The sequence below is a fragment of the Arthrobacter sp. CAN_A1 genome (assembly GCF_015751665.1).
GTDB lineage: Bacteria > Actinomycetota > Actinomycetes > Actinomycetales > Micrococcaceae > Arthrobacter_D.
Map to the genome: position 1 here is coordinate 27,852 of NZ_JADOUR010000001.1, position 13,117 is coordinate 40,968.

Genomic DNA, 13,117 nt, shown 5'->3' on the forward strand with positions numbered 1-13,117 from the left:
GCACCAGATGAGCACCTTTAGTGGACTGAACACCGCCTATAGCGGCCTGGTTGCTGCCCGCCACGGACTCGACGTCGTCGGCCAGAACATTTCCAACGCAAACACCGAGGGCTACACCCGCCAGCGGGTGACCACCGGCGCGGTCGGAGCACCAGCAACAGGACTGTTCTCCACCGGTGTCCGCGCCGGCCAGGGCGTGGTGGTCAACGGCGTCGCCCGTTTGGGCGACGCCCACCTGGACGCGCAGGTTCGGGTTTCCCTTGCGGGGTCTGGGTTTTCATCTGTCCAGGCGGCAACACTGTCCACCCTCGAAGGCTCCTTGAACGAACCCGGTGACAACGGGATGTCCGCGAGTCTGCAGAATTTTTGGTCCGCATGGCAGGGCCTGTCCAACGACGCCGGTGGTGGCGCCCCCTCAGCGGTGCTGCTGCGGGAAGCCAACGCACTATCGGCCCACCTGGCTCAGGGCTATCAGGCCGCCGCTGGCCAGTGGTCGCAACTGCGTCAGGAAACGACCACCATGGTTGCCGAAGTCAACACCGCAGCAACCCAGGTTGCCGACCTGAACAACCAGGTGCGGAAGGTCCTCGCCGCCGGCGGTTCCGCCAATGAACTCATCGATCAGCGGAACACACTGGTCGCGACGATCTCGGCCCTGACGGGTGCCAGCATGCGGCAACGCGAGGACGGCACAGTCGACGTCGTGATGGGCGGGAATTCGCTCGTCACCGGGGATTCGGTGCGTACCCTCGCCGTCGCCGGACCGGGACGGCTGGACGCCGCTGGCACCGACGCGGTTCGCGTTGAGTTCACGCATCGCCCCGGCACCTCAGCGGGGCTCGACGGCGGCGAGATCGCCGGCGCACTCTCTGCTCTGGCACCGGCAGCCACCGGCGGGGCGCTCGCGGAAGCCGCAACCTTCTACAACGACTTCGCGTCATCACTGGCGGCGAAGGTCAACGCGGTGCACTCACAGGGCGCCACCACCGACGGCACCACCGGGATTGACTTCTTCGCCATCGGCGACCCAGCCGCGCTCAACCTGACCGTTGTTCCGGTCGACGCCTCGGGAATTGCCGCCGGCACCCCCGGCGGGGGCGGGCTCAACGGGGGCAACGCCGACGCCATATCGCAGCTCGGTTCGGGGGCGGATTCCCCCGACGTCGCGTGGGCAGGATTCGTGACGCAGTTGGGGCTTGAAACCAAAGCCGCACGGCAAACCGCTGTCCTCGCGGACCTGGCGGCGTCGTCTTCCATTGGACGCCAGCTGTCCAACTCGTCGGTCGATATGGACGAGGAAAACCTGAACCTCCTCGCCCACCAGCACGCTTACCAGGGGGCGGCACGGGTCATCACCGCGATTGACGAGATGCTCGATACCCTGATCAACCGCACCGGCGTAGTGGGAAGGTAATCCAAATGATCACCCGTGTTACCAACCAGACCATGATGCAGAGCGCTGAGCGCAACCTGCAGACCAACCTCGCCCGGATGGCCGAGCTGCAGGACAAGGCCTCGGGGCAGAAGGCGTTCACCAGGGCATCGGACAATCCGGCGGCAGCGGCGGAGTCGTTGCGTGTCCGGGCGGAGCTGCGGGCCGTCGATCAGTACAGCAGGAACATTGCCGACGGCGACGGGTGGCTGACCGCAGTGGACGCCTCATTGACCGCAGCAAGCGCCACCCTGAACAAGGTCCGCGACCTCACGGTGCAGGGCGGCAACGGATCGCTGTCGACGTCGGGACGGGAAGCGTTGGCTATTGAGGTCGCAGCGCTGCGCGACCAGTTGCTGTCCCAGGCCAACACCAAGCATCAGGGCCGCACCATTTACGCCGGCAATTCCGATGCCGGGGTGGCGTTCACGGACGCCCTGGACCATACCGGCGGCAGCCCGGTGGAGCGGCGCATCGATGCCGGGGTGACGGTGCGTGTGGACATGGACGGCGCGGCGGTCTTCGGCACCGGGGACGCCTCGGTGTTCAAACTGCTCGACACCATTGAAGCTGACCTGCGATCGGGCGCTGATGTGTCCCGGAACCTTGGGGCGCTGGACACCCGGCTGGCGGCGGTCCGCACCCACCATGCCGAAGCCGGCACCCGCCATGCCCAGATCCTGCAATCCCAGGAGGTCAACGTGGAAAAGTCAGCGTCACTCGAATCGCAGCGTTCCCGGGTGGAAGATGTTGACCTGGCGGCAGTCATCCTGGAGATGAAGCTGCAAGAGGTCACCTACCAGTCGGCGCTCGCGGTGACGGCACGGGTACTTCAGCCCACCCTCATGGATTTCCTGCGGTGAGTGCGGCTCTAACCTTCACGGTTCCCCCGCCCGGACTCGACCCACTCGTCGACTTTTCGCTGGACAGGATCGACGGCGCCGATGGTCTGTATGCGCTGCAGTCCAGCGACAACGCGGCGCTGCGGTTGTTCGTGCTCGACGCCGCCGTGTACCTGCCGAACTACCAACCGGCCGTTTCGTCGTCGCACATCGATGCGCTGGACCTTCCGGAAGCTGACCCGCTCACTTTCCTGGTGGTCGCTAACCCTGGTGAAAAGGGCACCACTGTGAACCTGCTGGCGCCCATCCTGGTCAACCAGGCGACGGGCCGGTGCACCCAGGTGATCCTGGAGCGGGGCGAATGGCCCGTGCGGGCCGAACTGGCCGACTATGCCCAGCAGTAAGCCAAGTTAACCAAGACATCGGCAGGGGAAATTTCCCCTGCCGATGTCTAGGTTAACCACCGGAATGCGTCCGGCTGTCGCTTGTCGCGGTTAGGCGAAGTCGGCAGTCGCCGGATCCGCACCAATACGTCCATCGGCCTTGTCGAGTGCGTTAATGGCATCAATGTCGCCCGCGTCGAGGGTGACATCGAGAGCGTCCCAGTTCTCGACGATCCGGGACTCGGTGACTGACTTCGGGATCACTACATTGCCGACTGCGAGGTGCCAGGCGAGGACAACCTGTGCCGGGGTGGCGTTGTGCTTGGAGGCAATTTCCACCAGGGCTGGATCGTCAAGGAGACCCTTGCCCGAGCCCAGCGGCGACCAGGACTCGTGCAGGATGCCCTTTTCCTGGTGGAAGGCCTTCAGCTCAGTCTGGTTGAAAAACGGGTGCGTCTCCACCTGGTTGATCACGGGAACAACCCCGGTAGCGTCGATGATTTCCTGAAGCGCCTCAACGGTGAAGTTCGAGACCCCGATGGAGGTCACCCGACCCTGCTTCTGCAGCTCGATAAGAGCCTTCCAGGTGTCGAGGTACTTGCCCTGCTTGGGCTGCAGCCAGTGGATCAGGTACAGGTCAAGCTTCTCCAGGCCCAGCTTCTCCATCGAGACGTCAAAGGCCTTCAGGGTGCTTTCGTAGCCCTGATCGGCGTTCCACAGCTTCGTGGTGATGAACAGCTCGCTACGGTCGAGGCCGGAAGCAGCGATGGCCCGGCCCACACCCGCCTCATTTTGGTAGGCGGCCGCGGTATCGATGTGGCGGTAACCGGCCTTGAAAGCGCGCCCGACGACGTCTTCCGCTGTCGTGTCGTCAACTTGCCACACTCCATAGCCAAGCTGAGGAATGGTGGCGCCGTCATGGAACGTAAGATTCGGTGAGGTAGTCATAAATGCCTTTCGCCGTATTCACTAAATGCGATGTCGTTAAGTGAACTGCCGCCTACGCCGAATTATTTCGTCAGTCCACTTTTTATCGGCGGGAGTGTCTACGAGGCCGCCAACTGGCGCTCGGCTTCGGCGATATCCTCTTCCACCAGTTCGGCCCGCCGTCGCACGTTTTCCAGACCGGCGGACGCCAGTCCCCACCGTTCGCCGTCGAGCCGTGCCATCGCGGCGGCCTCCGCCGTCGTCGCGAGAGAGTTCCCAGCCCTCGACAGGGCTCGGTGCACCGGGGTGAGGGCCCCAGGTATGTCCATCCCCTCGCTCGGCGAGGAGGCCTGCGCGGCGACGCAGACCACGCGGACGCGCTCCAGCAGCGGCCCGAGTTCGTTGGCGAGGACCGCAAGCTGGTTGTAGACGTCGTCGTCACCGACCCCTTCGAGGATCTGGTGATAGCGGTCCAGGCCACGCCTGAAACGGTCGTGCGCGCGCCGCCAGACGCCAGTGCCCAGCTCCGCGTCATCCTTCCGCCCTTGACGGGCAGCGGTGAAGAATCCCATGACGATCATCGTCTCACGGCGTGCTCATGGGAAAAGCCGGGTAATCCCCCCATCGGGTCACCCGGCTCTTCCCTTTTTCAAGACCCGGCTATTCGCCGGTGCTTTCCTTCGGTGCCGCATCGGTCAGGTGAAGCTCGCTGTCACGCCGATCCAACTCTTCGGTGATCTCTTCGAGCCGCCCTTCAGTCTCGGGATCCGGCAACCCGTACCTGACATACTCGGCGTCGAGCTCGCGGTGAATTTTGCTATTGAGGATCTCAACCTCAAAGCTGGCAAGTTTCGTGAGGTCGTCGGGGAATGCCTCATCGGGCGCTAGGCGGGTGCTGTCGTTCATGGGGTCCTTCCAAAAGCCTAAGTGCTAGGAGTTCTACATAGGTCACTGCGACAACTGGGTAAAGTCACCAGACGACCGGACGCGACGGCGGTGTCTTCGGGCACGGCGGCGCGGGGGGACAGCGGGCGTGGAGGGCACTAGCGGTGTGGAAGGAAGTGGTTGTGTTGAACGGAGCCCAGAGAGGCAATCCGTGCGGAGTCATTGCCATCGAAATCCTACTTAAAGAAGAAGTTCCCGTGGCTGGCTGCTCAACCTGACTACGACTATATCCCATTCGGGCCTATCGGGTCCTGTTCCCACACTTGGCCGTTCACCCCCGCTGGCCGCGTGCACCGATTACAGTTGGGTCCGTCAGGTAACGGGGAGTCTAGCGACTCCCAGAAGTAGAGGACATCATGTCAGAAATCTCGCGCACGGAATCGGATATTCATAACGTACTGCTGGACATGGTGATGGACAGCGATGATGTGAGTACCTTCCTCACCGGGCTCACCCAGCTCGCCGCCGAAACGCTGACGTCCCAGGCCGCCGGCGAGGTGCTCTGCGGGCTAACCTTGCTCCGTCCACGCACGATGGGGACCGTCGCCAGCAGCAGCGAGCTGGCCCAAGCAACCGACGAAATTCAGTACGCGTTTGATGATGGTCCGTGCCTGCGGGCGGCGCGGGAGAACGTCACCATCCACGTGCGGGATATCCCCACGGACACGCGGTTCCCCGACTACCGGGACGCGGTCGCCGAGCATGGCATCCGCTCAGCTTTAGGGATCCCGGTTCCCTTGGGTGGCGAAGCGCGAGCAGGCTTGGACTTCTATTCGACGGTCTCACATGCATTCGACGACGACGCCGTAGCTTCAGCTGAGGCGTTTGCCCTCGAAGCCTCAAAATCGTTACGCCTGGCGGTCCGGATGGCCCAGCTCAGCGACGCCAGCAAGCACCTGGAAGCCGCCATGCGGTCCCGCACGGTGATTGACCTCGCTGCGGGAATCATCATGGCCCAGAACCGGTGTTCACAGGACGAGGCAGTGGAAATCCTGAAGGCCGCGTCCAGCGCCCGGAACATCAAGTTGCGCGACGTCGCCAGCGCAGTAGTGGCCTCGGCACACCAGGCACCCACCACCACCCACTTCGACAAATAGCCCGTCATTGACTACACAACTGCCCACTAGCTGGGGTGGTTCGCTGAGCATAGACGTTCATGCTCGGTAAACAATTCCTGCTAGTGGGCAGTTGTGCACCGGTGGGGCTGCTAGCAGCAGCGGCCCTCCGGATTGGTGTCCTGACGGTCGGCTTTCTCCCGCCAGAACGCTTTCTCGGTCATCGGCGGTTCAGCATTGTGGGTGGCGGCGTGGTGGTCAAGGTAGGACTGATAGGCGTTCTCGCCCATCACTCCCTTGAACAGCCACACTGCCTGCCGAGCCCGCTCCAGGACGCTCATCAGTGGCCGGTCCTCGCCGGCAACTTGTCAGCGGGAAGTGCTGCCCACTGCTTCTCCAGGTCCTTCTCGGCAGGAGTAGCCAGCATGCCGGACGGGGCGTAGATCCGTGACGGAACTGCCTTGTCCTCGGTGTTGGGCCCACCGCCGTTGCGGTACGCCTTGATCGTGGCAACGATCGCCGTCGTGATCACGATCAGTGCGAGCGTGACGAACACGATTGACAGCACGCCCTGAATGAAGGTGTTGCGGACCACCGCTTCCATCGCGGCGACTGACTGCGCGGCACCGAAGCTCTCTTCGCCGGCTGCAAGCGCGTTGCGGAAGGCGAAGTGGTTCGCCCAGTAGCCTACTGAGGGTACCGGCGAGAAGATCTTCAGGAACGACGCCGAGATGGTTACCACCGCTGCGAAGGCCAACGGGAGCGCCGGGATCCAGAGGAACTTGAAGGCTCCCTTCCGGGCGCAAATCGCCATACACACGGCGAGCGCGATCGCCGCCAGCAGTTGGTTGGCGATACCGAAGAGCGGGAACAGTGTGTTGATTCCGCCCAACGGGTCAGTGACCCCCATGATCAGGATCGCCCCCCAGCCGGCCACCATGATGCCCGTGCAAATCCAGGCTCCGGTCCTCCAGGAGGTGTCGCGGAACTTGGGGATGAAGTTACCAATGCTGTCCTGCAGCATGAACCGGGCAACGCGGGTTCCGGCGTCGACGGCGGTGAGGATGAACAGGGCCTCAAACATGATGGCGAAGTGATACCAGAACGCCATCATCCCGGAGCCGCCGATGAAGGACTGCATGATTTGAGCGATACCGACGGCCAGCGTCGGTGCGCCACCCGTGCGGGACACAATGGATTCCTCGCCCACGTTATTGGCCAGCTGACTCAGCATTTCGGGGGTGAGGTTCACCCCCGCCAGTCCCAGGCCATTGACGAACGCGACGGCACCCTCGATGGTTCCGCCGGTGGCAGCCATCGAAGAGTTCATCGCAAAGTAGATGCCACGGTCGATCGACAGGGCGGCGACGAGAGCCATGATCGCGACGAAGGACTCCATCAGCATGCCGCCGTACCCGATGAAGCGGGTCTGGCGTTCCTTCTGGATCATTTTCGGGGTGGTCCCGGAGGCGATCAGCGCGTGGAAGCCGGAGAGCGCACCACAGGCGATGGTGACAAACAGGAAGGGGAAGAGCGTACCTGGGACAACCGGACCGTCCGAGCGGCTGGCGAATTCGCTGACCGCGGGGACGCTGATTTCAGGGCGGGTGATGATGATGGCGACCGCCAGCATCACGATGGTGCCGATCTTCATGAAGGTTGAGAGGTAGTCGCGGGGTGCTAGCAGGAGCCAGACCGGGAGCACTGCGGCGATGAAACCGTAGATGATGATGCCCCAGGCGATGGCCACGCGGTCGAGGCCGAAAATGGCGACGCCCCACTCGGTTTCGCCGATCCAGCCGCCGGCGATGATTGCAGCCATCAGCAGCACAAAGCCGATAACCGACACTTCGGTGACCTTGCCCGGGCGGATGAACCGGAGGTAGACACCCATGAAAAGCGCAATGGGGATGGTCATCGCAACGGAGAAGACGCCCCAGGGGCTTTCGCCGAGGGCGTTGACAACCACCAGCGCGAGGATGGCGACAATGATGATCATGATGGCGAGAGTCGCGATCAGGGCAGCGGTGCCGCCGATCAGTCCGAGCTCTTCGCGGGCCATCTGCCCAAGGGAGCGGCCGCCGCGACGCATCGAGAAGAACATCACCAGGTAGTCCTGGACGGCGCCTGCGGCGATGACACCGAAGATGATCCACAGTGTGCCCGGAAGGTAGCCCATCTGGGCTGCGAGGACCGGGCCGACCAGTGGACCGGCGCCGGCGATGGCGGCGAAGTGGTGTCCGTAGAGGACCCTGCGGTCTGTCGCTGCGTAGTCCTTCCCGTCCGCCTTGTACTCGGCGGGGGTTGCCCTGCGATCGTCGGGCTTTAGGAGGTTGCGCTCGATGAACTTCGAGTAGAAGCGGTAGGCGATGAAGTAGGTACATACCGCGGCGAAGACGAACCAGATGGCATTGACGGTTTCGCCCCGCACAATTGCCAGCATGGTCCAGCTGAATCCGCCGAGGAGGGCGATACCTACCCAGAGGGCGATCTTGGCTGGGGTCCAGCGGCCTTCCTCGGCCTCGGCGATGGCCGGATCGAGGGCGGTGGGCGGAAGATCAGGATCCTGCACCAGGACGTCAGCGTCCTGGTCGCCGCCGTCGGCTGGGTTGTGCCCAGCGCGTCCGCGACTATTGTGATGCTCACTCATGGTGCTCCCTTGGATTTGAGTGTTTGAACCTGCCGAAGTTAGCAATGTGATGGCCGTTACGCCACAGTGTAACCACCAGCCACACCGACCAGTCGGCAAGTGGGTACTATTTTGCGCCCAAGGGTAGTGCGCACGCCGAAAGTCCCACTGGCTCAGACCTGTCGGCGGGAATATCTAGACAGTCCCACTCATCACTGCTGATCAGTGGGAGGGATTGACCGTGAGGAGGATCTTCCCGGTGTGCTCGCCAGAGTCGAAGTACCGGTGCGCTGCGGCCGCATCCTCAAGCGGGAAGGTCCGGTCCACCAGCGCCTTGACCGCCCCTGATGTGACCAGCGGCCAGACGTGATCCTTCACCGCCGCCATGATGGACGATTTCTCAGCCACCGGGCGGCCCCGGAGCGTGGTGCCGGCCACCGACGCGCGCTTGGTCATCAGCGCCCCGAGGTTCAACTCCGCCTTCGCGCCACCCTGTAACCCGATCACCACCAGCCGGCCCCCGACGGCGAGCGCAGCCACATTCTGCGCCAGGTACTTGGCCCCGACGACGTCGAGAATTACGTTGGCACCCTCTCCCGACGTTGCTGCCGCCACCTCAGCGACGAAGTCCTGCTCCCGATAGTTGATGCAAGTGACGGCGCCGAGGCTTCGGGCGACTTCGAGTTTCGCCGCGGATCCTGCCGTGACGAGGGGGACCGCCCCGAATGCCACAGCCAGCTGGATGGCCATGGTGCCGATGCCCCCGGATCCCCCATGGATGAGGACCCGTTCCCCCGGCTGAAGGCGCGCGGTCATGAAGAGGTTCGAGTAAACGGTGGCGGCCACTTCAGGCAACGCGGCAGCAGTAACCAGGTCAACTCCCGCCGGAGCGAGGAGGACCTGACCTGCTGGCACGGCCACCTGTTCCGCATAGCCTCCTCCGGACAGCAGGGCCACCACTTCGTCACCGACGGAGAAGTCTGACTCGCCCGCGTCGGCGATCCGCCCGGAGACTTCCAGACCCGGGTACTCTGAGGCACCCGCCGGTGGAGGGTAGTGGCCTTCTCGCTGCTGCACGTCCGCACGGTTCAGCCCGGCCGCGACGACGTCGATCAGTACCTCTCCCGGCCTGGCCGTGGGCGCGGCCTCCTGGGACACAGCGAGCACGTCAGGCCCGCCTGGTCGGGTGATGACTACTGCTTTCACGCGGTCCTCCACGGGGTTGGTTTTTGGTTGAACTGCAAGCTACGTGAAACACTACTCACTTGGGAAGGTTGTCCGAGCGGCCGATGGAGCTGGTCTTGAAAACCAGTGTGCGGTAACCCCGTACCAAGAGTTCGAATCTCTTACCTTCCGCCCGTAATAAATAGTTGGCCCCGGTAGTTACCGGGGCCAACTTTTTGTTTACCGCAAACTCCTGGCCCCTTCACTTTCCGTAATCTCTCGTTCACTATTGTCTGGTTGGCTCAATACCGACCCAAAAGTTATCTGGATCACCATGACCAGAATCTTGGGCCAAAACCGTCTGTGCTTTTCCCTTCGGGCGGTCTCACTCGCGGCTGTCAACAGCCAAAAGCCAAGGAGGACTAGCGGATGAAACATTCGTCATGGAAGGGCGGGCTGGGGGCGGTGATCACCGTGGGGCTCCTCGCCTCACCGATCGCCGCGCTGCCTGCCTTTGCGGCGCCGAACGGCGTTGTCATCAATGAGGCCTACGTCAACGGGGGAAGCACGAACGCCCCATATCTGAACAAGTTTGTCGAACTCCACAACACCACCGACCAGCCGGTCGACATCAGCGGCTGGTCGCTCCAGTACCGCGCAGCGGGCAGCACCAACGCCCCGACCGGAGTGTCAACGCTCAGTGGAATCATTCCGGCAAACGGCCACTACCTCATTGGTGGTTCCAGCAACGCTGACAACGGGGTTGCCCTTCCTGGCACGGATGCCACCATCGGCGCCAGTTTCGCCGGCGGCGGGGGCACGCTGATCCTGTCGAACGAAGCCGCGGCAATTGACCCGCTGGCCACCGGGTCAATTGTCAACAACGCGGCCGTCGAGGATCTGCTGGGTTATGGCTCCTCGAATACCTTCGAAACGGCTGTTGCCACCAAACCGGATAGCAACACCGATCCCCGTTCGTTGAACCGCACCGACTTCGTCGACACCGACAACAACTCCGCCGACTTCACGCTCAGCGAAGCGGTCACCCCGACCAACGCCGACGGCGAGACCGGCAGCGTTGAGCCTGAGCCCGAACCGGAGCCCCCGGTTGCCGGCGAAGTAGTCCCGATCGCGGAGATTCAGGGCACCGGAAACGTCTCGCCCGTTGCGGGAGAGACTGTCACCACCCGCGGGGTCGTCACCGCTACCTATCCCACGGGAGGCATTGACGGTTACGTGCTCCAGACCGAAGGAACCGGGCTATCGGCTTCGGAAGCTCGCACCGCGTCGGACGGCATCTTCATCTACTCCCCCGGGACCGTCGCCGACGTCGTAATTGGGGACCATGTTGAGGTCACGGGCCAGGTCGGGGAAAACTTCGGCGTCACCCAGATTGAGGTGGTGGCCGGCGCCGCCACCGTCCTCACCGAGCCCGCCGAGGAGGTCAAGTCCCTCAGCACGCCGTGGCCCGCCACCGAGGCTGAGCGTGAAGTGCTGGAGAACATGCTCATCCGGCCGACCGGCGACTTCACCGTCTCCGACAACTATGACCTGAACCGGTACGGCGAGATTGACCTGGCCTTCGGCACCGAAGCCCTCGTCCAGCCCACCGAGATCGCTCCCCCTGGCACCGAAGAGAACGCGGCCGTGCAGGCCGACAACCAGGCACGCGGCGTCACCCTCGACGACGGTGCCACGGTGGACTTCGTCCAGAACACCGACCAGGAACTGCCGTACCTGACGGTGGAGAATCCGGTCCGGGTCAACGGGTCGGCGACCTTCACCTCCGACGTCATCGTTGACTTCGACTTCGGCGTGTGGCGCTTCCAACCGGTCACCCATCTCACTGCGGTGAATGCGGACGAAGTACAGCCAGTCACCTTCGCCGGCGAGCGGCCAGCAACCCCCATAGATGTGGGCGGCGACATCAAGATCGCCTCGTTCAACGTCCTGAACTACTTCAGCACCACCGGCGATGAGCTGACCGGATGCACATATTTCAACGACCGCGCGGGCAACCCGATCACCGTCCGCGGCGGGTGCGACGCACGTGGCGCAGCCAACACCGACAGCTTCGAACGGCAGGAAGCCAAAATTGTCGACGCGCTGACCAACCTCGACGCCGACATGGTGTCCCTCGAAGAGATTGAGAACTCGGCCGCCTTCGGCAAGGACCGTGACGAGGCCCTCGCCACCCTGACCACTGCGCTCAACGAAGCCGAGCCGGGCGTCTGGGACTTTGTCCCCTCCCCCGCCGAGATTCCCGCCAATGAGGACGTCATCCGCAACGCCTTCATCTACAAGACCGCTGCAGTCGAGACCGTTGGCGACTCGGTGATCCTCGACGACGACATCGCTTTCTCCAACGCGCGCAAGCCGTTGGCCCAGGCCTTCCAGGCTGCCGACGGTGACGAGTCAACGAAATTCCTCGCGATCGTGAACCACTTCAAGTCGAAGGGCTCAGGCTCCGGAGAGAACGAGGACCAGGGCGACGGGCAAGGCGCCTCAAACCCTGACCGGGTCAGGCAGGCAACCGCTCTCGTGGACTTCGCCGACACCATGCAGGAGGAAGCAGGCACTGAGAAGGTCTTCCTGACCGGTGACTTCAACTCCTACACGGCAGAGGACCCCATGCAGGTCTTCTACGAGGCCGGGTACATCAACCAGGGCGTCGAAACCGGGAAGTACTCCTACGTCTTCGGCGGACAGTCCGGATCGCTCGACCATATCCTCGCCTCGCCCGAGGCGGACGCCATCGTAACCGGCGTCGACATCTGGAACATCAACGCTGTCGAGTCGCTGGCGCTTGAGTACAGCCGGTTCAACTACACCCCGGTGAACTACTACACGGCTGACCAGTACCGTGCCAGCGATCACGACCCGGTGATCGTCGGCCTGGATCTCGACGAAACCATCGAGTTCACCGATATCGCGGGCAACGAACACCAGGACCACATCGAATGGATGGCCGAGAATGGTCTGTCCACCGGGTGGCTGGAAGCCGACGGCACCCGGACGTACCGCCCCCTGGCGAACATCAACCGCGACGCGATGGCAGCGTTCCTCTACCGGCTCGCCGGGGAACCGGACTTCGAACTGCCCGAGGAATCGCCCTTCAGCGACGTTGCGTTCCCCGCCAATGAAGCGGACCGCGTGGAGCACTTCGACGCGATCATGTGGATGCACGAATCAGGTCTCTCCACCGGATGGCCCGAAGCCGACGGCACCCGCACCTTCCGTCCGGTCACCCCGGTCAACCGGGACGCCATGGCAGCTTTCCTGAAGCGCTTCGCCGGGCAGGCCTGCCTCAATGAGGAAGCCATCGAGTATGTGGACCCCAGTGGAGCCCCCTTCCCCGACGTGCCGGAGGGCATGATGTTCGAGAAGGAAATCTCCTGGCTCAAGGACGCCGGGATCACTCAGGGCTGGGGGGACGGCACCTACCGTCCAGTCACCCCCGTAGCCCGCGACGCGATGGCAGCATTCGTCAACCGGTTCGACGACATGTTTGGGAACTGCGGAAGGTAACCGCTCCAGCGGGCTCCGCCCATACAAACGAGTTGGCCCCGGCAATGAGCCGGGGCCAACATTCGTTAACGGGCAGCTCCCCTCCTCTTCACTTTTGGTCACCTCTCGTTCACGATGGTCTGGTTGGCTCGGTTTGACCCACAAAGTCAGGTGGATCACATTCAGCACTATTCCGAGCCACCATGCCCGTGTTTTCATGGGCGGACTCACTC

The 13,117-nt window shown here is 63.3% G+C and carries 11 protein-coding genes and 1 tRNA gene; 6 read left to right on the top strand and 6 right to left on the bottom strand.

What is annotated here, in order from left to right; genetic code table 11:
* The first annotated feature begins 7 nt into the window (after positions 1-7).
* Genes flgK through IWX62_RS00175 form a run of 3 tightly spaced genes read left to right on the top strand, consistent with a single transcriptional unit; the run spans position 8 to position 2,678 of the window.
* Positions 8-1,414 carry a flagellar hook-associated protein FlgK gene (gene flgK, locus IWX62_RS00165; protein WP_196839338.1) on the top strand — a complete coding sequence of 469 codons (1,407 nt, stop codon included), beginning with the start codon at positions 8-10 and terminating at the stop codon, positions 1,412-1,414.
* 5 nt (positions 1,415-1,419) lie between these two features.
* Positions 1,420-2,295, top strand: coding sequence for a flagellar hook-associated protein FlgL (gene flgL, locus IWX62_RS00170; protein WP_196839339.1), 876 nt, complete (start codon positions 1,420-1,422; stop codon positions 2,293-2,295).
* Positions 2,292-2,678: a flagellar assembly protein FliW gene (locus tag IWX62_RS00175; protein WP_196839340.1), complete on the top strand. Its 387-nt coding sequence runs from the start codon at positions 2,292-2,294 to the stop codon at positions 2,676-2,678. Before flgL ends, IWX62_RS00175 begins: the two co-directional genes overlap by 4 nt.
* Before the next feature lie 90 nt (positions 2,679-2,768).
* On the opposite strand, the gene IWX62_RS00180 is transcribed toward IWX62_RS00175, so the two are convergent.
* From IWX62_RS00180 to IWX62_RS00190, 3 genes are all read right to left on the bottom strand, one after another.
* The gene (locus IWX62_RS00180) at positions 2,769-3,605 is read right to left on the bottom strand and encodes an aldo/keto reductase (RefSeq protein WP_196839341.1); all 837 of its coding nucleotides are present in this window, start codon (positions 3,603-3,605) and stop codon (positions 2,769-2,771) included.
* Positions 3,606-3,703: 98 nt separating this feature from the next.
* Complete coding sequence (locus IWX62_RS00185) at positions 3,704-4,156, bottom strand: hypothetical protein (protein WP_196839342.1); 453 nt, start codon at positions 4,154-4,156, stop codon at positions 3,704-3,706.
* An 88-nt stretch (positions 4,157-4,244) separates the two neighbouring features.
* Positions 4,245-4,490, bottom strand: coding sequence for a hypothetical protein (locus IWX62_RS00190; protein ID WP_196839343.1), 246 nt, complete (start codon positions 4,488-4,490; stop codon positions 4,245-4,247).
* 395 nt (positions 4,491-4,885) lie between these two features.
* Here IWX62_RS00190 and IWX62_RS00195 point away from each other — a divergent pair, with 395 nt between their 5' ends.
* Positions 4,886-5,626: a GAF and ANTAR domain-containing protein gene (locus tag IWX62_RS00195; RefSeq protein WP_196839344.1), complete on the top strand. Its 741-nt coding sequence runs from the start codon at positions 4,886-4,888 to the stop codon at positions 5,624-5,626.
* A gap of 110 nt (positions 5,627-5,736) precedes the next feature.
* Here the strand turns inward: IWX62_RS00195 and IWX62_RS00200 are convergent, their stop codons facing one another.
* The 3 genes from IWX62_RS00200 to IWX62_RS00210 form a co-directional block, all read right to left on the bottom strand.
* Positions 5,737-5,925 carry a YbdD/YjiX family protein gene (locus IWX62_RS00200; RefSeq protein WP_196839345.1) on the bottom strand — a complete coding sequence of 63 codons (189 nt, stop codon included), beginning with the start codon at positions 5,923-5,925 and terminating at the stop codon, positions 5,737-5,739.
* A complete protein-coding gene (locus tag IWX62_RS00205; RefSeq protein WP_196839346.1) occupies positions 5,925-8,234 on the bottom strand; it encodes a carbon starvation CstA family protein in 2,310 nt (769 codons plus the stop codon). The genes IWX62_RS00200 and IWX62_RS00205 overlap by 1 nt, the downstream gene beginning before the upstream one ends.
* A gap of 201 nt (positions 8,235-8,435) precedes the next feature.
* A complete protein-coding gene (locus tag IWX62_RS00210; protein WP_196839347.1) occupies positions 8,436-9,419 on the bottom strand; it encodes an NAD(P)H-quinone oxidoreductase in 984 nt (327 codons plus the stop codon).
* Between the two features lie 62 nt (positions 9,420-9,481).
* Between IWX62_RS00210 and IWX62_RS00215 the strand changes: the two genes are divergently transcribed.
* A tRNA-Ser gene (locus IWX62_RS00215) sits at positions 9,482-9,569 on the top strand.
* Between the two features lie 237 nt (positions 9,570-9,806).
* On the top strand, positions 9,807-12,905 hold the full coding sequence (locus IWX62_RS00220; RefSeq protein ID WP_333483120.1) for an ExeM/NucH family extracellular endonuclease: 3,099 nt from the start codon (positions 9,807-9,809) through the stop codon (positions 12,903-12,905).
* Positions 12,906-13,117: the final 212 nt, after the last annotated feature.

Coding starts and splice junctions, on each gene's coding strand:
- IWX62_RS00180 (WP_196839341.1), bottom strand. CDS start 3,605: ATGACTACCTCACCGAATCTTACGTTCCATGACGGCGCCACCATTCCT.
- flgL (WP_196839339.1), top strand. CDS start 1,420: ATGATCACCCGTGTTACCAACCAGACCATGATGCAGAGCGCTGAGCGC.
- flgK (WP_196839338.1), top strand. CDS start 8: ATGAGCACCTTTAGTGGACTGAACACCGCCTATAGCGGCCTGGTTGCT.
- IWX62_RS00195 (WP_196839344.1), top strand. CDS start 4,886: ATGTCAGAAATCTCGCGCACGGAATCGGATATTCATAACGTACTGCTG.
- IWX62_RS00205 (WP_196839346.1), bottom strand. CDS start 8,234: ATGAGTGAGCATCACAATAGTCGCGGACGCGCTGGGCACAACCCAGCC.
- IWX62_RS00190 (WP_196839343.1), bottom strand. CDS start 4,490: ATGAACGACAGCACCCGCCTAGCGCCCGATGAGGCATTCCCCGACGAC.
- IWX62_RS00200 (WP_196839345.1), bottom strand. CDS start 5,925: ATGAGCGTCCTGGAGCGGGCTCGGCAGGCAGTGTGGCTGTTCAAGGGA.
- IWX62_RS00185 (WP_196839342.1), bottom strand. CDS start 4,156: ATGGGATTCTTCACCGCTGCCCGTCAAGGGCGGAAGGATGACGCGGAG.
- IWX62_RS00220 (WP_333483120.1), top strand. CDS start 9,807: ATGAAACATTCGTCATGGAAGGGCGGGCTGGGGGCGGTGATCACCGTG.